This window comes from Chitinophaga jiangningensis (genome assembly GCF_900142605.1).
Lineage (GTDB): Bacteria > Bacteroidota > Bacteroidia > Chitinophagales > Chitinophagaceae > Chitinophaga > Chitinophaga jiangningensis.
Window position 1 is genome coordinate 296,424 of record NZ_FRBL01000002.1, and the last position, 23,020, is coordinate 319,443.

At 43.8% G+C, this 23,020-nt stretch carries 17 protein-coding genes and 1 tRNA gene; 10 read left to right on the forward strand and 8 right to left on the reverse strand.

The features are described from left to right. Window positions 1-92 precede the first annotated feature (92 nt). Together BUB18_RS05725 and BUB18_RS05730 are read left to right on the forward strand one after the other, a co-directional pair. Entirely contained in the window at window positions 93-920 is an 828-nt protein-coding gene (locus tag BUB18_RS05725; RefSeq protein ID WP_073078949.1) for a helix-turn-helix domain-containing protein, read from the forward strand. 72 nt (window positions 921-992) lie between these two features. Next, on the forward strand, window positions 993-1,784 hold the full coding sequence (locus BUB18_RS05730) for an MBL fold metallo-hydrolase (RefSeq protein ID WP_073078951.1): 792 nt from the start codon (window positions 993-995) through the stop codon (window positions 1,782-1,784). Window positions 1,785-1,797: 13 nt separating this feature from the next. Here the strand turns inward: BUB18_RS05730 and BUB18_RS05735 are convergent, their stop codons facing one another. Beyond that, window positions 1,798-4,569, reverse strand: a complete 2,772-nt coding sequence (locus BUB18_RS05735; protein WP_073078953.1) for an AAA domain-containing protein — start codon at window positions 4,567-4,569, stop codon at window positions 1,798-1,800. Window positions 4,570-4,991: 422 nt separating this feature from the next. Between BUB18_RS05735 and BUB18_RS05740 the strand changes: the two genes are divergently transcribed. From BUB18_RS05740 to BUB18_RS05770, 7 genes are all read left to right on the forward strand, one after another. Continuing rightward, entirely contained in the window at window positions 4,992-5,378 is a 387-nt protein-coding gene (locus tag BUB18_RS05740) for a DoxX family protein (protein WP_073078955.1), read from the forward strand. Window positions 5,379-5,410: 32 nt separating this feature from the next. Further along, window positions 5,411-6,421, forward strand: coding sequence for an alpha/beta fold hydrolase (locus BUB18_RS05745; protein WP_073078957.1), 1,011 nt, complete (start codon window positions 5,411-5,413; stop codon window positions 6,419-6,421). Between the two features lie 155 nt (window positions 6,422-6,576). Further along, complete coding sequence (locus BUB18_RS05750) at window positions 6,577-7,701, forward strand: serine hydrolase domain-containing protein (RefSeq protein WP_083549415.1); 1,125 nt, start codon at window positions 6,577-6,579, stop codon at window positions 7,699-7,701. 110 nt (window positions 7,702-7,811) lie between these two features. Next, window positions 7,812-8,591, forward strand: coding sequence for a helix-turn-helix domain-containing protein (locus BUB18_RS05755; protein ID WP_073078959.1), 780 nt, complete (start codon window positions 7,812-7,814; stop codon window positions 8,589-8,591). 27 nt (window positions 8,592-8,618) lie between these two features. Continuing rightward, entirely contained in the window at window positions 8,619-9,374 is a 756-nt protein-coding gene (locus BUB18_RS05760; protein WP_073078961.1) for a hypothetical protein, read from the forward strand. A gap of 8 nt (window positions 9,375-9,382) precedes the next feature. Continuing rightward, window positions 9,383-10,177: an NAD(P)H-binding protein gene (locus BUB18_RS05765; RefSeq protein ID WP_073078963.1), complete on the forward strand. Its 795-nt coding sequence runs from the start codon at window positions 9,383-9,385 to the stop codon at window positions 10,175-10,177. Further along, a complete protein-coding gene (locus BUB18_RS05770) occupies window positions 10,174-10,617 on the forward strand; it encodes an anthrone oxygenase family protein (protein WP_073078964.1) in 444 nt (147 codons plus the stop codon). Before BUB18_RS05765 ends, BUB18_RS05770 begins: the two co-directional genes overlap by 4 nt. A gap of 60 nt (window positions 10,618-10,677) precedes the next feature. Here BUB18_RS05770 and BUB18_RS05775 read toward each other — a convergent pair whose 3' ends face one another. Beyond that, entirely contained in the window at window positions 10,678-11,586 is a 909-nt protein-coding gene (locus tag BUB18_RS05775; RefSeq protein WP_073078966.1) for an AraC family transcriptional regulator, read from the reverse strand. Between the two features lie 96 nt (window positions 11,587-11,682). Here BUB18_RS05775 and BUB18_RS05780 point away from each other — a divergent pair, with 96 nt between their 5' ends. After that, complete coding sequence (locus tag BUB18_RS05780) at window positions 11,683-12,648, forward strand: SDR family NAD(P)-dependent oxidoreductase (RefSeq protein WP_073078967.1); 966 nt, start codon at window positions 11,683-11,685, stop codon at window positions 12,646-12,648. A gap of 674 nt (window positions 12,649-13,322) precedes the next feature. Here BUB18_RS05780 and BUB18_RS05785 read toward each other — a convergent pair. From BUB18_RS05785 to BUB18_RS05810, 6 genes are all read right to left on the reverse strand, one after another. Further along, window positions 13,323-13,407, reverse strand: a tRNA-Ser gene (locus tag BUB18_RS05785). A gap of 198 nt (window positions 13,408-13,605) precedes the next feature. Then, window positions 13,606-15,018, reverse strand: coding sequence for an efflux transporter outer membrane subunit (locus tag BUB18_RS05790; protein ID WP_073078969.1), 1,413 nt, complete (start codon window positions 15,016-15,018; stop codon window positions 13,606-13,608). Between the two features lie 41 nt (window positions 15,019-15,059). Continuing rightward, window positions 15,060-18,224, reverse strand: a complete 3,165-nt coding sequence (locus BUB18_RS05795) for an efflux RND transporter permease subunit (RefSeq protein WP_073078970.1) — start codon at window positions 18,222-18,224, stop codon at window positions 15,060-15,062. 135 nt (window positions 18,225-18,359) lie between these two features. Beyond that, window positions 18,360-19,553: an efflux RND transporter periplasmic adaptor subunit gene (locus tag BUB18_RS05800; RefSeq protein WP_073078972.1), complete on the reverse strand. Its 1,194-nt coding sequence runs from the start codon at window positions 19,551-19,553 to the stop codon at window positions 18,360-18,362. 411 nt (window positions 19,554-19,964) lie between these two features. Next, window positions 19,965-20,849, reverse strand: a complete 885-nt coding sequence (locus tag BUB18_RS05805; RefSeq protein WP_073078974.1) for a helix-turn-helix domain-containing protein — start codon at window positions 20,847-20,849, stop codon at window positions 19,965-19,967. Between the two features lie 26 nt (window positions 20,850-20,875). Next, entirely contained in the window at window positions 20,876-22,987 is a 2,112-nt protein-coding gene (locus BUB18_RS05810; protein ID WP_073078975.1) for an endonuclease MutS2, read from the reverse strand. Window positions 22,988-23,020: the final 33 nt, after the last annotated feature.

Sequence of the window (23,020 nt, forward strand, 5' to 3'; positions counted from 1 at the left end):
AAACTTTCCCATGAATTTTTAGGGAGACAGGAGTGCAACTGCTGTTAAGCCTCCGAAAATTGGGCTATATTCATGGACCTAAATTACCTGATATGGATATTGTAACCGTGATGCCGCATCAGCGCCTGAAACATGTAGTTAAGAGATTCTGGTATGCCAATATTCAAAACCTCGATCAAGCAAACAAGACTTATAAAATATTGGCAGACGGAGCAATGGGGCTTGTTTTTCAGCATAATAATGGCCATTCTGCCTTGACGGATACCAATGGTGACTTATTCCCCATCTTTTTTGCCTATGGGCAAAAGCAGGACAGCCCCTGTATCAATACATTTCATGGTAGCCCTTTTGTGGTGGGCGTAAATCTGCAACCTACGGCTTTTAAGCAACTGTTCTCCATCAATGCGGCAACAATTACGAATTCAGTTATAGGAAGTGAACATATTTTCCCAGGCGAATTTACGGAGCAGCTCCTGCATGCGGCTACTCCTGAGGAAGCTGTTCGTTTATTCAGTAACCAGCTCCAACATAAGCTGCAACAAGTCAGACAGGATAAAATGATCGACCATAGTGTTCGATTGATTTTTGAGGATGCTAAGGGGATGGATTCATACGAGCTCTCCTCACACTTTTCTATGTCCCGTCGCCAATTTCAGCGAAAATTTAAGGAACACCTCGGCGTAAGCCCAGAGACATACCTGCGCATTATCCGGTTTCAAAAAGCTATTCATTTATTAAAGTCCAGACCGTTTCACAAATTGAGTGATGTTGGCTATTCCCTCAACTATGCAGACCAGTCGCACTTTATAAGAGAATTTAAGTTGTTTGCCGGCTGCACGCCAAAAGAATTTCTATCCGCAAATTACCCTCCTTCAAATGAAAATACTGCATTCGAGACAATTCGCATATTAGGCGGGTGATGTCGCCAACGTTCTATTTTAAATGAACTACAGGTGATTACTTAGCAGCAGGAATCACGAAAAATTGTTGCTATGGCAAAAATACATCATCTTAATTGTGTGGACATTCAATCTCCGGCGGGCGGTGGCGCAATAGGCCATTGTTTACTATTGGAAACAGCCAGCAAACTTGTGCTTATTGATACAGGAATTGGCCTTTTAGACACGCAGCAGCCGGAAATCAGGATTGGACGAAGTTTAATTGACCGTGTAGGTTACCGTTTCAATGAAGCCTTAACGGCAGTCAGGCAGATAGAGCAGTTGGGCCTGAGCCCGGAAATAGTTACCGATTGCATTATTTCCCACCTCGATAACGACCATATCGGAGGACTGGCTGATTTCCCTGAGGCAGTAGTGCATGTTAGCCTGGAAGAATATGAGAATTACCAATCCGGGAATCCCCGTTATATAACGACTCCCCTGTTGCATCATCCCCAAATCATCACTTATGCCCCATCAGCAAACAAATGGCTGAGCTTCGAAGCACGGAAAATCCAAATTGACATAGATTTTGACATTTACCTGATCCCTTTATTTGGTCACACTAACGGTCATTGTGGTGTGGCTATACAGGACGGTGATCAGTGGCTTCTTTACGTCGCTGATGCGTATTATTTACGGGCTGAACTAACTGAACTTCATCATCCGATTAACCAGTTGGCTAAGATGAATGCAGATAATGATGATTTGCGGATGGAGAGTCTTGATAAAGTTCGAAAGTTAGTGGAGGAGCATCCGGAAATAGAAGTCTTTGGATATCATGACAGGGAGGAATTTGATAATTGCGGGCGGTTTGCTGGTGAAAAAGCAAATAATCTGAGGTGAAAGTAAGTTGAAATTAACGCCGGCTTATTCCCATAGCGGCGTTTAATTTTTCAATAATTCTTCCTTCTTCATTATGCCCATTAGTAGATAATCTAATCAACGGCAATCCTATTGTTTCCAAAATACGGTCTTTCTTATTATCTCTTCCCTGCTGCAGCGCGTTATCATGAAATGATACGCCATCCACTTCTACAGCCAGTATGGGTGTTTTATCCATTTTATTATACAATAGGAAATCGATCCTTGAATTATTTTTGATAAAGCGGACTTCCTCTGCTGAAAACGGTTGGAAATCCCGAACAAGGTCCATGAGCTTATATTCCCTGACCATATCGATGGAGGCATATTGAATATTACTCAATATTTTCTCCGTCAACAGCTTATGAATAATAATTTCTGCCGGTGACCCTCCTATACTCTTGTAAAATGAAAGAAACGAGGTAAAGACTTGATTATACTCTTTGTACAAAAGGTCAAAAACGGAACATATACGCCCCTTAATAATAGTTTCAGCCGGATTAGTGGTATAACAAATGTATCGGATCATATCTCCAATGTTTGTTCCATGGGGAAGTTCCATGGACGCTGGCTTAACTACTATAAACTCTTTCACAGCCCTTGACACTGCCACATTTATCAGGTTAGGATTGTCTATAAACGCTTCTATGTTGTTTTTAACCGTATTAAATACAATCACGTCTTTCTCGCGTCCCTGAAATTTGTGTATAGTATCAGCCTCGGTGCCGGCTGGCAGCTGTTGCTGCAGTGAATTTGCATGATTCCTATATGGTGCGATAACACCAACTCTCGTATAGTCATCTGCGTAATTATCGCGGATATAGAGATCTGTTTCATCAATCTGTCTTTGATTCCGGTTTCCTCGTTCTCCGGCGATATTTGTTTCAATGATTCTAAAAGGATGGTTGTATCCGGCAGTCATGATCGCCAGGTTATTATTGTAGTACTTTTTATTACAGTACCCAATAATGAGCGGGTGACACCTGTAATGTTCCTTTAACAGTACTGACGTGATGTTACCGCCGTACAGAGTTTTAAGAGATTCCAGTATATTCTTATTAACATAGTCGTACGCAGGAGAAATATTGTGCTTTATTTGAAACTGGTCTGCGGCTGCTCTGCTTTGTTCGTCTACAATGTGGGTAAGCTGCATGCTATCACCCACTACAATGGCATTTCTGCAACAGGAAAAACACAGAGCAGACTTTATAATATCTACCTGCGACGCTTCGTCTATTATCAGGTAGTCGAATAGGTGGCCTTTAGGAATGCTGTTATGCAAGGAGAGCGTAGAACTCAGAATTACAGGAAACCTTGCTGTAAATAAATTGAACTGCCTACGATAATCTGTAACTTTAAATGCGACTTTATCCATTCCGTTATACTTGTCAAATAGCGTAGCATTGAATATCTCTTTAGAGATCTTATTGAACTTGCTAAGATTAGTTGCTTCATTATTTGATTGCAGCCATTCTTCAATACTGCCGATTTCCTTTTTTATTTCAGCTATATATATTTCGTAGAATTTATGATTTACATAAATAGGCAATTGTTCCCTATACTGGTCAATACTTTTCAGGTCAAATACCCCATATTGGAGCACTAAACGCAGCTTACTGAAGAAGGACAAGGGGGTCTCGGTGCCAATGACGGAAAGCAAATTTTTTAATTTTAAGGCCCTGTCGGAAGTCCATTTACGGTGAAACTTGTTGTCGAGTATAGATTTTATTTTTTGATCCAGTGGTTGTAGTACTGCTATATGACTAAACTCTATTTCCGCATCTGAAAGTGCAGTTTTCAAGTAGGCCAATTTATTCTGCTTCTTAAAGCAGGCTGCAAGTATGGCATCCAATTGTCGAACTTCCAGCTTTAGGTTGTTTAATTGCTCTGCCGACACCTTAAAATCATTTGGAACGGTTTGTTCTTCCAGATTTTCGAAGAAAGAAGTTTTGTTGCTGTTATTTCCAAGTGAAGCCACGATCATTTCATAACCGCACTTCGCCAACTTCTCCCTGACATTAAATATCGCAGCATTATTGTTGGAAACAATTGCCACTGTTTTATCATTTAAGATAAGGTTGGCAATAATATTTAAAATAGTTTGTGTTTTCCCGGTACCCGGAGGGCCTTCTATAATACTGATACTATTGCTGAGGGCCGTTTCCACGGCCAACTTTTGGCTTTCATTACAGCCGAAAGGATAAATAAAAGTTTCACCGGGAGGAGTATGAGGGGCATTGATCCCATCAAAGTAACTGGACATTACCGACCTGGAATCCTCTATATCTATATTATCAAAGGCTTTGGATAGTATTTCAGCACTCAACTGATTGGTGTCTTTTCGCTCCACTTCATCAGTTGGAATATCAAATGAGATGGTATTGCTTTGTTTTAGGATATACCTAAAGTAACTGATAACTGATTCGGTCTGGCGGGTAATCTTTTTGACATCGCAGATTTCAATATTGGCATTATTCTCGACCGGAGCAGAACAATCATCCCCATTTCTAAAAATCAAATAACAACCATAATTATCGACTGTATTATATTTTCCGTTTAATTTACCATTCTCATATATGCGCACATTTTCCCGTCGGGATATACGGGGATAATAATGCACTTTGTCCGCTCCATAATTATAACTTCTGCCGTTCTGGAAAGTGATGAGGAATCCTTTATCCGTGCGAACAACAGTTGAAACATCGCCCTTGTATTCAAATTTTAGGGTCGTTTTATTCTTTAAGTACACTATGAACGAGTGATCCATTGAACTTATGTATTAAACTCAGTATTGGCCTGAAATTACAAATTTAACCTACTTATTTAGTGCGGTCAAATGGCTTGAACGCTTAACACAAATCGCAAACTTATCATGATCGGATATTTACCGGTCTGAGTTAATTAAGTAGCGATAACAAATGGCGGCAATAGAAGGTTTGAACTGCGATTGCAGTAATTGCACTGCCGGGGCCGGTAGCTTTTTACAGAGCCAGACCCACATCTCCCTAAAAATTAAAAAAAGCAGTTGAAATAGGTGGAATTGGAGCCTTGAGCAGCATTCTTTCGGCAATTCAGGGTTACAAATGCCTGCCTGAAGGAGTAATTTGTCCGGTTGGGCAACTCCCTTTATGCCGGCAGAATTTTGCAGTTCATCTTTGTGTCATCATTTACAACTAAAACGTGTATGTTATGAACACAAAAACATCAAAAGTAATTTATTGGACAGGTGCTATTTTAATCTCTTTATGGTTCGGTGCAAGCGGCTTCTTCGAGCTGACGCACAATCCGATAGTGTGGGACATCACCGTTCAGTTAGGCTATCCTCCCCACTTTATCTATATTCTTGGCGTAGCTAAATTATTAGGAATAACAGTCCTGCTGATCCCCGATCGTTTATTGAGATTAAAAGAATGGGTATTTGCCGGTATATTTTTCGATATCCTTTTTGCTTTCTTTTCCAAAATTGCCGTACTGGGCTTTCCAGCGACAATCGACGCTATTATCGCATTCACCATTATTTCAGTGACATATACCCAATATAGAAAATTATATCCGGCCACTTACACCAAAGCATAACCAGGTAATTAATAACTTATAAATCCAAGCGCATGCAATTCTTAATCAGGAGCAATAACAGACTTGTTATAGTAGCTTTATTTACTTTGCTCATCCATCTTGATGTACATGCTGGTACCGGCACGAACAATAGCCCGGCCCAGGCTTTTGATTCAATTAAGCAAATCAGGGCAGGTGTGCTGAATGTTGGATATGCAGAAGCTGGCCCTGCAAATGGGGAACCTGTTATCCTGCTACATGGATGGCCTTATGACATTCATAGCTACACCGAAACGGCGGCATTGCTCGCAAAGAAAGGATATCATATATACGTTCCGTACCTGCGGGGTTATGGCAGTACACATTTCCTCTCTGGCGACACTCCACGCAACGGTCAGCAATCGGTTTTCGCAGTTGATATCATTGCTTTTATGGATGCGCTAAAGATCAGGAAAGCCATTATTGGTGGATTCGACTGGGGGGCCAGGACCGCTGACATTATAGCTGCCTTGTGGCCTGAGCGTTGTAAGGCCCTCGTGTCTGTGAGTGGTTACCTGATTGGCAGCCAGCAGGCCAACAGCACCCCGCTGCCACCTAAAGCCGAACTTGCCTGGTGGTATCAGTTTTATTTTGCAACAGAGCGTGGAAGCAAAGGCTATCAGCAGTATACCCGTGATTTCGCCAGACTCATATGGCAAACCGCTTCACCAGAATGGCATTTTGACGACAGCACCTTTGCCAGATCAGCTTCAGCCTTAGACAATCCTGATCAGGTAGCCATCACGATTAATAATTATCGCTGGCGGCTCGGCCTGGAAAAAGGAGAAACGCAATACGACAGTCTGGAAGCAAAACTGGCCAAAGCTCCTGTAATCACCGTGCCCACGATTACGTTGGAAGGAGATGCTAACGGCGCCCCACACCCTGAACCAGCTGCCTATGCAGGTAAGTTTACTGGAAAATATGCGCATCATACGCTCAAGGGTATAGGTCACAATTTACCGGAAGAGGCGCCGCAGGAATTTGCCAATGCAATAGAGGAGGCAAGAAAACTAGCGGAATGAGGTAAAAATCTGATAGGGTGAATTGAACGAGCCAGACAAGGTGATAAAGGAAGTGCTTTCATTTTTGCTAAAACATCTGCTTATTTAAAAAAGCCCTCGCGACCTGCGAAGGCTTTTGAATTATAGTTACATTTGCGCTACTCATCACATCCACCATGAAAATCTATACCTTTTTAATGCTGTTAGCATCAAATCTTTACTTATCAAAGCCATCAATCAATACAGATACTATTACAGATCCTGCCAGGGATATAATTGACAGTGCGTTAAATAAGATGATCACAAAGCCACTGATTCACGCCGCTTCGATTGGTTTGGTTTTGCATGGAAAGGAATATATAGGACATTATGGTGAAATGGAAGTAGGGAAAAAGAATATCCCGAATAATGGAACCATTTATGAAATTGGTTCCTTGAGCAAAACTTTAACGGGGATGTTGACAGCGAAAGCCATACAGGAAAAGAAATTACAACTTGAGGATGAAGTACAACAGTATTTAGGAGAAAACTATCCAAACCTAAGTTATAAAGATCACCCTGTCAGAATCAAGGATTTGCTGTCGCACACAAGTGGCATTCCCGGTATGCTTCCACTTGAAGCAAATACCATCCTGGAGCAATTCACAGACCATAGCACCCCGGCCAGGCTCAACACATTATACCGTAATTACAAAAAAGAGGATTTCTTAACGGATCTGCATCAGGTAAGCATAGATACGGTTCCAGGTTATAAATACGCTTATTCCAGTGCCGGCACACAATTGATGGCCGCTATTTTAGAAAAGGTATATAAAGTAGATTTTGAAAAATTGCTTACAGATTACCTATCTGAAAATATGGAGGCAGAAAATACTAAGATCAGTCTTTCCGCTCGGGAATATGAAAGGCTTGCCGTTGGCTATCATAGCGATAACCCTGTAATTACCTCTCCTATGCCGCTATTACCCTGGGGAGCATCAGGTAATGTAAAATCAACTGTACCTGATATGGTTAAATACATCCGGTTTTTGTTACAGAACAATGCAACAACCCGGGAACTATATAAGCCAATTGTGAAATTTGATCCAGAATTTAGTATTGGATATTTTTGGAATATTATTACAGACAAAAAATTAGGCACCTATTATTTGCATCATGGCGGTGTGCCGCGTTCGCAATGCTATATTTATATCATTCCAAAATATGAATTGGGCATTTTTATTATTACCAATCAAAGTGGCAATCAAACAGCGTCAGTAATGGAAGCGGCTTTAGGTGAAATATTGGATAAGATAATTTAGTTCTTCTCACAATGCGCAGGCTTTATTATTTCTTCGAAGCGTCGGGGTCTTCAAACTCCGGCAACTGAATTTATGGGATGAATATTTAATTTTTTCCTAACTTCATTCAAATGGATTTTCCTCCACCCATACAAATTCCTCCTCAGCTGCAACCCTACATTTCCCGTGTATGGTATGCAGAAGGAGCTGCTGCAAATGCCTTCCCCATCTTTGCAGATGGCCGAACTGGTCTCATTTTCCAGCAGTCAGGAATGATAATGAGCAATAGTCAAAAAGTGCTTGCCCACTCCTTTGTATTTGGCCAAACCCTTGACCCCATTATTTTACAAACGAATCCTAATTGCCGGGTCCTGGGCCTTATCTTTCATCCACATGTACTGCCATCTATTTTTCCGCTCCATGCCAAAGAGCTGACAGATGAATGTGTGGACATTTCCTTGCTCCCAGCCGTCCCCAGGGTCAACCTGAATGAACGCCTATGGAATACTGTATCGCCCCGGCGACAATTTGAGATACTCTTTTCCTACCTGGAGAAGCTGATCTCCCCTGTAGACCCTGGTATGCAGTATGCTACCAACCTCATTCTGACCGCCAAAGGCAAAACCTCGTTAAAAGAGCTGCATTACCACCTCAACCTCACTGAGCGCACGTTTGAGCGAAGATTTGAGCAATATGTCGGCATATCTCCGCGCTTATTCTCCAATATTGCCCAGTTCCAGGCAGCAATCGGTATGCTGGAAAGCGGGGAATTCTCAAAGCTATCCGACATCGCCTATGCAAATGGCTATGCAGACCAATCCCATTTTATCCGCTGGTTTAAGAAGTTTACCGGCGTCACCCCACTCGAACATTGTCGGAATCATTCTATTTTAAAAACCGGGAGCATCTGACTTTTGTGTTGTTAATAACACATACAGATGACACATTTCCTAATCTTAATAGTCTTTCTTTTTCCAAAACTCTCTGATTACAAACAGGCAGTACCTTATGACGTGGCTACGCCATTATTCTCTGATTATACCGACAAAGAAAGGATGGTCAGTGTCCCATCAGGGAAAAAAATAATCATCACTGACAATGGGTTACCGCAGTTTCCCGAAGGGACTGTCCTATTCAAAACCTTCTCCCGGCAAGGAAGGAAAATAGAGACAAGGGTTTTATTAAAAACATCCACTGGTTGGGAGCCAGGCATCTATATCTGGGATGCCTTACAACAGGATGCATACCTGAGCAAAGGAGAAGAAAAAAAGGTCAACGGCTATATACTCCCTACCATCAAACAATGCCATTCCTGCCATGGCAAAGATATACAGCCTATTGGGTTCAAAGCCAGGAACATATATCACCAGATTCCCACTCTCGTAGAGGCTGGTATCCTGGAAATACCGGATCTATCGAAGATATCACCGCTTCCTGACTGGCAGGATACTACGTACTCAATAGAGAATCGCGCCCGCGCCTATCTGGATGTGAACTGTGCCCATTGCCACCATTCCAACGGCGTGTGCAATAAGTCTGATCTGCGCCTGGCATATGACGCATACTTGGACACCAAATACAAGAAAAACATTCTAAAATTCATGCAAAATGGCAAAATGCCTTTGCTGGGTACACATATGATCCACAAAGAAGGCGTTGCCCTCATTGCAAAATATATTGCCACTTTAAAATAAATATCATCATGAAAAACATTTTCGTATTAGGCGCCAATGGAAAAACAGGTCGCCGTGTAGCCGCACGCTTGCAAACATTTAATGTCCGCTTAGGCTCCCGCAATGCCCCTATTCCATTTGACTGGGAAGACAGCCACACTTGGGCGCCAGCGTTACAGGATATGGATGCCGTATACATTTCCTTTCAACCCGACCTTGCCGTACCAGGTGCAGATCATACTATTGCTGCATTTTCAAAAACAGCATTAGCAGCAGGGGTACAAAAACTGGTTTTATTATCCGGCAGGGGTGAACCGGAAGCAGAACGCTGTGAACAGGCAGTCATACAATCAGGAATCGACTGGACAATTGTGAGAGCCAGCTGGTTCATGCAGAATTTCACGGAAAGCTACATGGCAGAACCTATACAGGCCGGTTTTGTAGCCTTACCTGTAGGTGAAGTGGGAGAGCCTTTCATAGATGCGGATGATATTGCAGATGTTGCCGTAGCAGCCCTTACAGACAATAAGCATTCTCAAAAAATCTATGAAGTAACCGGCCCTGCATTATTAACATTCAGGGATGCAGTAGCTGAAATTGCAAAGGTAACGGGCAAGCATATACAGTATGAAGCTATCTCCATGGATGACTACACTACACAATTAGCCCTTCATGGCGTACCGCCGGACATCACAAATTTGTTAACCTATCTCTTCACCGAAGTACTGGATGGTCGAAATGCTACTGTTGCCAATGGCGTAGAGCAGGCATTGGGGCGTAAACCCACCGACTTTCACGCATTTCTTAAAAAATCAATGCAATGAAAATAATTACCGTTGTCATACTTGGGTTGATTGCAGGCATCTTCTATTGCTGGTCTGTATCGGTAACAAGAGGACTGGCATTACTACCGGACAAAGCATATATCATAGCTTTTCAGAAACTGAATCAGGCTATACAAAATCCGCTATTCTTTATCTGCTTCTTTGGGCCAGTGATTTTATTGCCTGTTTGCCTATGGCGCAATTTTAGCATTTGGTTACTAATGGCCACGCTGTTTTATTATATCGGCGTGATGGGTGTAACGATAGTGGGTAACATCCCCCTTAACAACATGCTGGAAACATTCTCTGTTCAAGGTGCCGGGATGGAAGAGTTGCGGCAGATGCGTGCTCAGTTTGAAGGGAGGTGGAATATGCTGAATCATGTCAGAACATTGTGTAGTTTGGGTTCGTTTGTACTGACACTGATAGCTATGCTTTAGCGGCAGGCGTCACGAAATGTGAAGGCTGTTAAGGATCTGCGGAGTGGCAGGCGTTGGTAATCATTTTGATTGCCTGGCATACACCTTGGGGGTACAACCTACAAAACGTTTAAAAACGTTGGTGAATGAGCTTTCAGATTCATAGCCCAATGAGGAGGCAATTTGGTAAAGGTCCTGGTTACCGGCTCTGAGTTGTTCCCGTGCTATCATGATGCGCCAATGAGTTAAATACTCCAAAGGTGATAATTCCATTATCTCTTTAAATTTAAGCGCAAACCCGGAACGCGACATACCTGCTATTGCTCCGAGTTCAGCTACTGTCCATTTTCTGCCGGGAGTTGAATGCATTGCATCTAAGGCCAGCCTTAGTCCAGGAATGGATAATGCAGCCATCCATCCAAGCTGCCGACTATCGGCAGAAGATAGAAATACACGAAGAGTTTGCATAAACATGATAGGCGCTATATGTTCCATCATTATTTTTCTTCCTGGCATATTACTAAAAAACTCTTTAGTGAACCTATCCAGTTCCCAACGCAACACGGCTGCCTGATCTTTTTGCTCCGGCACATGGATGACTGGTGGCAATTGCCCAAACAAAAAGCGCGTATGCTCGGCTTCAAAATGAAATCTTGCGCCAATCAAAAAGAAATCACCACCGCCATTGCAAACAGCGGTATTATTTACTGCATTGCTGTAAATCTTTTCAGCTGGAATTTTATCCAGTGAATTATCATTGGAAAGTATAAATCTTCGGCCGCTGGTCAGGAGAAAGCAGTCGCCAGTTTGCAAAGTAAATGTATCCGGACATCCTTCTACTTCTAACAGGCAACTACCCTTGACAACGGCATTAAACTTAATACCGTCATGCGCTGGAAATTGAATAGCCCATTTTCCTCCTGCGTCTAAACCAGCGGAAACGAAAGTTTGAGGTTTAATAAAAGACAATATACTGGAAAGTGTATCCATGTAAGTATGTTTGGACGATTAGTGCTATTTTTTGGACAATCACATAGCAATGGTACAAATATAGGACTGTAGTTTTGCTTTTATATTATTGGAATTATGAAAACAGAAAACTTTCAACAGCCACTGAACAGCCCATTTGATAAAGACTCCACAGCCACTGATGTGTTGAAGGACATTTCACTTGCCGGCAAAGTAATAATTATTACAGGTGGGCATTCAGGCCTCGGGCTGGAAAGCACACGCGCATTTGCTGCTGCTGACGCCCGGGTCATTGTAGGCGCCAGAAACATCATTGCCGCACGGGAAGCTGTAAAAGACATACCAGGCGTAGAGGTATATGCGCTGGACTTATCTGATCTAAGCAGTGTAGCCCACTTCGCAGCAGGCGTGATGAAAATGCACCCGCATATAGACATATTGATGAACAATGCAGGAATCATGGCATGTCCTTTAGAAAGGTTAGGCTCTAACAATCTGGAATCCCAGTTTGCAATAAACCACCTCGGACACTTCGTGTTGGTAAACAGGTTGTGGCCGGTTTTAAAAGGAGGTTCACGGGTTGTAGTCACCTCTTCAGCCGGGCATCACCTCTCCGATATTCGGTGGAATGATATTAATTTCAATGAAGGGTATGATAAATGGCTGGCATACGGGCAATCCAAGACAGCCAATATTCTCTTCTCTGCTCACCTTGATTATTTAGGCAAAGCCGATGGCATACGGTCATTTTCACTCCATCCGGGTAAGATATTTACGCCATTGCAACGTCACCTGACGATAGAAGAAATGATTGATGCCCAATGGCTGGATAAAGATGGCTTGCCTGCAGATCCCACCTTCAAAACACCTGCACAGGGTGCAGCTACACAGGTTTGGGCCTCCACCACTCCCCTATTAAACGGAATGGGTGGTTTATACTGTGAGGACTGTAATATTGCTGATATCACGCATCAAGCCAGCTTTGTGGGCGTAAGAGATTATGCCATTGATCCTGCTAAGGCTGCGCGACTATGGGAGTTGTCGCTGAAACTTACTGGTATAACTCATTTTGACAAAAACTGACCTAAATCTCCATAAAGCAAAAAGCCTTCACGCAATGTGAAGGCTTTTAAAATTTCTGCTTGGTATCAGGGATTTCACCCCCGAAACTGTTACAGTCAAAATCATTTTTGCAAAGACTCTCCTAAATCTCCATAGAATCAAAAAGCCTTCACGCAATGTGAAGGCTGTTAAATATTTGCGGAGAGGCAGGGATTCGAACCCCGGGACCTGTTACAGTCAAAATCATTTTTGCAAAGGCTGACACAAATCTCCATAAAACAAAAAACCTCCGGATATTATCCGAAGGCTTTCTAAAAAATTTGCGGAGAGGCAGGGATTCGAACCCCGGGACCTGTTACAGTCAAAATCATTTTTGCAAAGACTGACACAAATCTCCCTAAAACAAAAAACCTCCGGATATTATCCGAAGGCTTTCTAAAAAATTTGCGGAGAGTCAGGGATTCGAACCCCGGGACCTGTTACAGTCAAAATCATTTTTGCAAAGACTGACACAAATCTCCCTAAAACAAAAAACCTCCGGATATTATCCGAAGGCTTTCTAAAAAATTTGCGGAGAGTCAGGGATTCGAACCCCGGGACCTGTTACAGTCAAAATCATTTTTGCAAAGACTGACACAAATCTCCCTAAAACAAAAAACCTCCGGATATTATCCGAAGGCTTTCTAAAAAATTTGCGGAGAGTCAGGGATTCGAACCCCGGGACCTGTTACAGTCAACAGTTTTCAAGACTGCCGCAATCGACCGCTCTGCCAACTCTCCAGTGGGATGCAAAGGTATAAAACGAAACCAAATTTCCAAAAAAAATTTCAAATTCTTTTCAAACCCGCCCCCACAAGGCTTCCGCTTAACGAAGAATGTACGAACCAGGCCCGTTTTTTCTGCCAGTCTGTTGATTTATGGTTCATAGATATCGCTGATTCACCACTCTTTACCTGGTCCGTACTTCCTGTTAAATTCTTATTTCCAGCCTCCGCCAAGGGAACGGTAAAGGTCCACCATGGCCGAGAGGCGCTCTCTGTCAATATTAGCCTGGTTCAACTCCGACTCCAGGGCCTTGCTCTGTGCCGTGATTACCTCCAGGTAGTTAGCCATACCGCTGCGGAACAACAGCTGCGCCTGCTGTATCGCCAGCTGGGTAGTGCTCACCTGGCGGGCTACAATCTCCTGGCGGGTTTTGAGCTTATCCAGCTTCACCAGCGCATCGCTTACCTCACCAATCGCATTCAGGGCCGACTGCCGGAATTCCAGCACCGCCTGCTCCCTATTAATGCGAGCCACCTCTAATTGCGTTTTTAACGCCCTTTTCTGGAAGATCGGCTGAGCAAGACTACCAGCCACTGTCCCGAACAAGGATGCCGGCATAGTGAACCAATTGCTCGCTTTAAAGCTGTTCAATCCTCCGCTGGCAGTAATATTCAGTGATGGATACATGCTGGCCTGGGCCACGCCTACCTTCGCATTAGCTGCCACCAGGCCCATTTCGCTGGCACGTACATCCGGGCGGCGACTGATCATCTCCGCAGGAATGCCAGCCGGTAATGCCGCAGGAACACTGAAATCACGCAACCTGCTGCTGCGGGATACCTCTCCTGGCAACTCACCGGTAAGTATACGTAAAGCGTTTTCCTGGATAGTGATGCCCTGCTCCAGCGCCGGCACCAGTAACTCCGCCGTTTGCTGCTGCGAAATCGCCTGCTGTATAGCCAGCTCCGTTACTTCGCCGGCAGCTTTCTGCAAGCGGATCACCTTCACGATCGTATCCGTCAACGCCACATTCTTACGGGCAATGTCCAGCTGCTGGTCCAGCATCAGCAAATTAAAATAACTGTTCGCTACCGCTGCTACCACACTAGTTTGCACCGCATGTGCACCTTCGTATGATTGTAAATAGGAAGCTAAGGCCGCTTCTTTCTGACGACGGATTTTTCCCCATACATCTATCTCCCACGACATGCTGATACCAACATTATAGTCTTCGATATGATCACCCATGCCAAACTGGCTCATGTTCATACCGTTCAAACTATTTTTGGATGGGAAATTAGTAGCCGCACTCACCTGACCATTAAAGGAAGGCAACCAGCCTACTTTCACCTGCTTCAGGTACTCCTGGGCCGCGTCTACCCTTTTCACTGCAATCTGCAGGTCCAGGTTGCCGCTCACCGCTTTGTCGATCAGCTGTTGTAAGGTAGGATCAGTAAAAAACTTTTTCCATTCCATCCCGGCAATACTGCTGTCGGAAGGTGCTGCGCCATTAAACTGCGCAGGCAGCGGCATGGGAGGCCGCTCGTAATTGCGACCCACCCTACATGCTGCTAAACCTACAACTATAGACAACAGAATTAAAAATGAGCTATAACTTGTTTTCATTTGTCTTTTTTCTGATTCTGATAATAGATAACGCTGATATTTTAATGTATCAGCTTTGCCTCAGGTGCTGCTTCCACTTCCGCTATCGGCTTACGGCTGATTTTCTCTTGCAGGAACTGGAAAATTACAAACAGCACAGGTATAATAAATACCCCGAGGACCACTCCGGTAAACATACCTCCTACTGTACTCCAGCCTATTGAATGATTGCCTTTGGCAGATGCGCCTTGTGTAAAAATTAATGGCAACATACCAACAATAAAGGCAAATGATGTCATCAATATTGGACGAAGACGAAGCTGTGCTGCTTCCAAAGCTGCCTGAACAAGCTTATAGCCCGCCCTTCTCCGTTGTATCGCAAACTCCACAATCAGGATCGCATTTTTAGCCAATAATCCTATCAACATGATCATACCAATTTGTACGTAGATATTTCCCTCTATACCCTTAAAGCCAATGAAACTATATACACCCAATATACCCGTAGGTACCGTTAAGATTACTGCCAGTGGCAGAATATAGCTTTCATACTGTGCAGCCAGCAGGAAGAATACAAACAATACACTCAATAAAAACACGAACGCAGTTTGGTTCCCTGCTCTTATCTCTTCCCTCGTAATACCCGTAAACTCATAGGCATATCCTTGTGGCAATGTCTTTTTCGATACTTCTTCAATGGCTTTAATTACATCACCGGTACTATAACCTGGTTTGGGTGTAGCATTGATGGTAACAGCACTATACAGATTGTTTCGTGTTACTGTTTCCGGGCCATATACGCGTGTGAATTTGGCCACTGTATTTACCGGCACCATCGTACCCAGGTTGTTCTTTACATAAATAGCATCCAACGAACTTTTATCCATCCGGTATGAAACATCGGCCTGCGCCATAACGCGGCTATACTTCCCGAAACGGTTAAAGTCCGAAACGAAACTACTACCATAATACGTTTGCAGCGTATTCAACAAATCACCAACAGATACACCCAGTTGTTTCACTTTTACTTCATCTATATCAATGGTGTATTGTGGGTTACCCGTATTAAAAGTAGTAAATGCACTCGCCACTTCCGGCCGCTGACTTAACGCACCAACAAACCCCCATGCGGTTCCTGCCAATTTCTCCAGCGATCCGTTTGTTCTGTCCTGCAGCATCATTTCTACCCCGCTCACATTACCGAAACCCTGTATGGTTGGAAAACCAACAAAAAAAGTCAAGGCATCATGTACTTGCGTCGATTTGCCTAACAAACCACCTGCAATGGCAGTAGGGTCTTTTACAACACCTCTCTCCTTACGATCTTTTAACCTTACGAATATCGCAGCATTAGGAGAAGCGTTCGCATTTGTTACGAAGTTCATCCCATTGGCAGCCCATACATCGCTCACACCCTCATCGTGCATCACAATTTTACTAATCTGGTTCGTTGCATTCTCCGTTCTGCTAAGTGAACTACCGGGAGGTGTTTGGGTAATACCTACTACAAATCCCTGATCCTCATCTGGAATAAACCCGGTAGGTGTAGTTTTGATCAGCCAAAAGGTAGCAACCACCACAAGCAACAATCCGGTAATGGCCACCCATCTGTTCTTCAGCAGGAATTTGATGCTCCGTATATATCTTGCCGTCATGGCATCAAAAGCGGTATTAAACGCATCGAAGAAACGGGCACCAAAACCTTTTTTGTGTCCACCTTCGCCTATATGCTGATTCTTTAAGAACAAAGCACACAACGCCGGACTTAACGTTAACGCGTTCACTGCAGAAATAACGATAGCAATGGCCAGTGTAAAAGCAAATTGTTTATAGAATACGCCTGCAGGACCTTGTACAAAGCTCACTGGCACAAACACTGCCGCCATTACCAATGTGATGGAAACAATCGCACCGGATATCTCACTCATCGTTTTAAGGGTGGCCTCTCTTGCCGGTAAATGCTCACGTTCCATCGTTGAGTGTACAGCCTCTACCACCACAATGGCATCATCCACCACAATACCAATAGCCAGTACCAAAGCGAACAATGTAAGCAGGTTAATGCTGAAGCCGAATAATTGTAAGAAGAAGAAGGTACCTATAATCGAAACAGGAACAGCAATTACCGGGATCAATGTAGAGCGCAGATCTTGCAGGAAAACAAAAACTACGATGGCCACAAGGATGAACGCAATGATCAGTGTTTCTTTTACCTGGTCGATAGATGCATCCAAAAACTCCTTCGAGTTGTACATTATCTTAAATTTCATACCATCCGGTAACGCCTTGTCAAATTCCCCAATCTGTCGTTCCAGTTCGGTAAGAATTTCATTGGCATTGGAACCCGGTGTCTGCACAATACCAAAACCAGTAGCCGGTTTGCCATCAAGCAAATTCGAGGCAGTATAGGTATAGCCACCTAGTTCCACCCTGGCCAAATCTTTAAGGCGAAGAACAGAACCATCGTTCTTTGCCTTAATCACCATATTTTCATACTCTTCCGGCTTATTTAATTTTCCCTTGTATTTAATAATATACTCGAAAGATTCTTTACTACTTTGTCCCAAACGCCCTGGTGCAGCTTCTACGTTCTGATCCTTGATCGCATTCATCACTTCTGTGGTAGAAAGATTATTAGCGACAAGCCTGTCGGGTTTCAACCAGATACGCATCGAATAATCTTTTGAACCAAATGGCTGCACCTGTGCCACCCCTGGTATACGCTGTAACTGAGGGATGATATTAATTCTTGCATAGTTATTTAAGAACAGTTCATTATACTTAACGCTGTCCTCACTATATATCGCCACAAACATCAGGAAGCTGCTCTGCACTTTCTGTGTAGAAAGCCCAGCTTGTAATACTTCGGGAGGTAGCTGGCTGTTAGCTTTTGATACGCGGTTTTGTACGTTTACCGCCGCAATATCAGGATCTGTTCCCTGTTTAAAATAAACTGTTAAGACGTAGCTACCATCATTGTTGGAATTGGACGTCATATACGTCATGTTCTCCACACCATTTACCGATTCTTCTATCGGGGTAGCAACTGTACGGGCTATCACCTCCCCGTTGGCACCGGGGTAATTGGCTATCACCTGTACGGATGGCGGCGCAATCTCAGGAAATAAAGCCGTAGGCAGGGAGTATAAAGACAACGCTCCCAGTATAACCAATATGATAGAAATAACCGTAGATAATACCGGCCTTTCAATAAATCGTTTTAACATAAATAACAATTATGGGTTGCGGTATTTCCGCACGAACACAGGCAGCCATGTGTGTAACAACACTGCCTGCGTCACAATTTGAATAATGTTTTGTGTAAGCATTCCTGACACGGCGCGCTTTCACGTTTAATTCTTCTAAAGCAGCGGCTTTGCTTTCAACAAACTATCTATAGATACCATCTGTGGCTGAATAACAACACCATCTTTTAAACCACCCATCATCATGGTAGATTGAGAAGATAATACAATCTTATCCCCCGGCTTTACGCCATCCGTCACCAAATAATAATTAGACGTTTTGCCGGAAATGGTAAGTGGTTTTGTAACGATTTTATTACTATCGGCCACGGTATAAACGAATACTTTGTCCTGCAATTCAAACGTGGCCTCCTGAGGAATTACCAATGCAGCAGCATGTAACGTAGGTACTCTCACTTTACCGGTACTTCCACTTCTAAGTATTCCCTGTGCATTAGGAAAGCTGGCACGTAAACTAATTGCACCAATAGTTTTGTCAAACTGCCCTTCCACTGTTTCAACTTTTCCTTTTTCAGGATAAACACTACCATCTGCCAGGATTAATTCTACCTCTGGCATTCCTTTTACTTTTTCAGCAACACTATTACCTGGATATTTTTCCTTGAATTTGAGGAAATCGGTTTCACTTAAAGAAAAGTAAACACGCATGTCCTTTACTTCAGAAATAGTAGTCAATGCGCCTGCCATTCCTCGGCTAATAAGGCTTCCTGTTTTAAAGGGAATACTACCTACATAACCATCGCTGGGTGCAGTAATATTGGTGAACCCAAGATTGATACGGGCAGCTTCTACCTGAGCCTGGGCCTGGGCAACATTTGCTTTCGCTGAATTGTAACTTGCTTCTGCCGATTTTACTTGAACATCTGATACCACATTATTACTAAGTAGCGGTTTCAATTTATCAACGTTGATTTTTGCATTCTCTAATGCCGCTGTTGCAGCTTGTAAATTTGCAGTGGCATTGTTGAGTTGCTCTGCATATGGCCTTCTGTCGATTGTGAAAAGTGTTTGACCTTTTCTAACGTAATCGCCTTCATCTATTGAAATATTCGTCAGATAACCGTCTACCTGCGGTCTTATTTCCACATCACGGGTTCCTTCTACCGAAGCAGAAAAATCCTGAAACGTTGTAGTAGGTAATGTAACGGCTTTAATTACAGGTAATGCCGCTGGTGGCGGTGCATCTGTTTTTGCCTGTGAAGTACCACAACCATACATGGCAGATAGAATAACAGCACTATAAAGTAAGCCTGATGGCAGTTTTGCAAAGATTGATCTCAATGAATTCATACGTTGTTCTTTTTTAGGTTGCGACAATAACATCCCCTATGCGAACGCAGACAACTCTTCTGGTTTCGCAAAAGCTAGTTCTATGACAGCAATCGGGCGTGAGGATACAGGTAACATATTGCATAGCAGTGTATCCGGGCATGCATAACGGTTTACGGGCGGGTGTTATGCATCCACGAAGCTCACTGTGCATTCGTATAAATAAACAGCAATGTTATACGATTACATGCAACAATATGTTACTCCTGTAAATGAAATAATTAATTAAGCAATTCTGAAGGTTGCGGTTAATCTCTAATCGCTAATTTCCATGGCTTTCAAATTTAGAATGACGTACGGGCAGCGTCATTATATTATTCACGATGCAAAAATAGATAAATATCTTTTTGATCGATTTAAATTTTTGCGGGTTTAATTGTACTTTTCACGGCTTTCTCGTTGAAATGCCGCCGGAGTTTGTCCGGTATGCTTCTTAAAAAAGCGGTTGAAGTAGGCGTCATCTTCAAAATTCAGGTGGGATGCAATCTGCTTCACAGAGTGCTCACCCCAGTACAGCAGCCGCTTTGCTTCGAGTATACGCTTCTCATCTATCACATATTTCGCATTTCGCCCCATGAGGGACTTCACCGTATCGTTCAGATGACCAGGGGTCACAAATAACATTTCAGCATAATCTGAAACCTGCGCCTTTTCGTGGTAATGTTTATCCACCAGTACCTTGAATTGTCGCGCCATATTATATTGTGCGCTCTCCACCCGCAACCAGATGTTGTCACGCGTAACGGGTTCGGATATACGCCCACAGGCAATAATAAAGGCATTTAGCAGGTTGCGGATAATTTCTTCCCTGCGGATTCTGTTCGATACATATTCCTTTTCGATCAGGTAAGCGTAAGAGAGCAACTCTTCCAGCTGTTCATTATTTACGGGAATTACCCCTGAACCGAAGATGCAACGCCAGCAGCTCACCACGCCCTGCAATTCTGACTGCAGAAACTCATCGGTAAAATAGATACTGATCATTTCACAGTCCTCCTCCATTTCATGGAGATGCACCTGGTCAGGCTCCATCAGCATTATTGCCGGAGCCATGACCTGGTGCTGGCGGAAGTCCACCGACTGATGGATACTCCCCTTTACTATGATATCAATACTATATCCTGTATGACGATGAGGAATGGCAAAGTCTTTCACCATAGGCTCGCTTCCCTTCATCCTGGCGATCAGAAACGGAAAACCATCAGTGCAGTCTTCCAGTCGATAAACAGGTATAGGCACTTTACTTGCTACTTCCATCTTCGGTTCATTTTATGGTAATTGAATTACTCGGATACTTTCTCTTCTACTACTACCAGATCGCTGAGTTTTACGTTGATAGGCACTTTACCTAATTGTACAATCGCGCGTTTATCGCGGATTTCAATCAGCTTACCTACCTGCCGGTTGCTCACGATTTTCACCTGGTCGCCTACCTGGACTTGTCCGCCCACTTCCTTGAATTTATCCTGAACTTTCTTGTCAATTTTCTCGTTGATCTGTTTTTCTCTGCGTCGGAAAAGCAGTATTTCAGCGGCTTTCATCACTTTCTCCCGCTCGTCGTTTTTCTCAGCGCGCTTCCATTCCACCACTATCTGCTTGAGCTTGCGCTCCATATCTTTCAGATATTGCAGGTCATCTTCCTTAATCTTATTTTGCAATTTAAGGAAGGTTATCTGCTGGTTTTTGCGCTCCTTGTCGGCCAGCTCTTCGTATTCGCGTTTCAGTCGCTCGTTTTCCTTGATCAGTTTATGCAGATCTTTCTTTTCGGTTTCTACTTTCTGAAGATCCTGTTCTGCCTTGTTCAGCAGTTTATCCAGCTTAAAGTGACCTTCGTCCACCAGTTTTCTCGCCCGCGCTATCAGCGAGGGATGCAAACCAATACGTTGTGCAATGGAGAACGTATAGGAGCTGCCTGGTTTACCAATCAGCAGTTTATACAGCGGCAGGAGGGTTTCTTCGTCAAAGCCCATCGCACCGTTGATAATACCTTTTACCTTGTTGGCCATTACCTTAAGGTTGAGGTAGTGGGTAGTCACAATACCGAAGGCATGTTTCTTGGCCAGTTCCTCCATAATCACCTCTGCAAAGGCGCCTCCAAGGTTAGGATCGGACCCGCTTCCCAGCTCATCAATGAAAAACAGCGTTCTTCCGTTCGCGTTTTCCATGAAATATTTCATGTTTTTCAGGTGAGATGAATAGGTACTCAGCTCAAATTCCAGCGATTGGGTATCCCCGATGTGGATCATGATCTGCTTGAAAATACCCATCTGGGAGGTAGGATGAACCGGCACCAGGAGTCCGGATTGCAGCATCAGCTGCAGGAGCCCCACCGTTTTAAGCGTCACCGTTTTACCGCCGGCATTGGGTCCGCTGATCACAAGGATGTGGTTATCCTTGTCCAGCGTAATGTTTACCGGAACGGTAGGCTTACCGTTTTTGCGGTTATACAGCAACAATAACGGGTGGTATGCCTGCACCAGGTGTACCTGGGCATGCGGCACCAGGGCCGGGTAGTTACCGTCCATATCCAGGGCCAGCTTAGCTTTGGCGCGGATAAAGTCGTATATACCCAGTACATCATGGTAACTGTTCAGCAATCCGCTGTAGCCGTTGAGCTTGGCGGTGAGCTGACGCAGGATGCGGTATACTTCGCGGTTTTCTTCTCTTTCGAGCGACTGCACATCATTATTCAGCTCAATGGTTTCGTCCGGCTCCAGGAAGGTAGTTTTCCCGGTGTCTGACTCCCCGTGGATGATACCTTTTACCATGCGTTTGTTTTCCGCATAGATGGCTACCACACGGCGACCGTTGAGGAAAGCCTCGCCCTGGTCGGCCAGGTAATTGGCTTTCTGCAGTTTCTGCATCACCCGTTCAAATGCGCGGCGCAACTCTGTACGCTTGCGGAACAGGGACATACGGATCTTTGCCAGCTCAGGGCTCGCGTTATCCTTTACCTGTCCTACTTCGTCGAGCACCTCGTCGATTAAAGCGGTGATTTTCTTCTCGTAATAGGTTTCTTTAATAACCTCGTGTAATGCAACATATTGCACCTTACGATCATGATCAAAGAAGCGGGTGATGGCATGCATGCTTTCCGCCAGTTTACGGATCTGCAAGGCTTGTTCCCCGGTGAGTACCGCCCCCTGGATCGACAGCAGCTTCAGCTCTGTCTTCAGGTTCAGTACAAAATCATTGGGAAAATGCTCCTGTAATAAGGTAAGTTGCTTGTATTCATGCGCCTGTTGCAAGGCGGTTTTTACATAATCTATATGCGTGTGCAGCCGGAGATCAATGGCCATCTGTTTACCCAACTCCGTCTTACAGTGCTCCGTCAGGAGCTGTTGTACTTTATCAAATTCCAACTGCATCAACGCAGATTCAGGAAAATATTTCAATTGTAATGTGTTGTTTAATAATAAATCAGACCA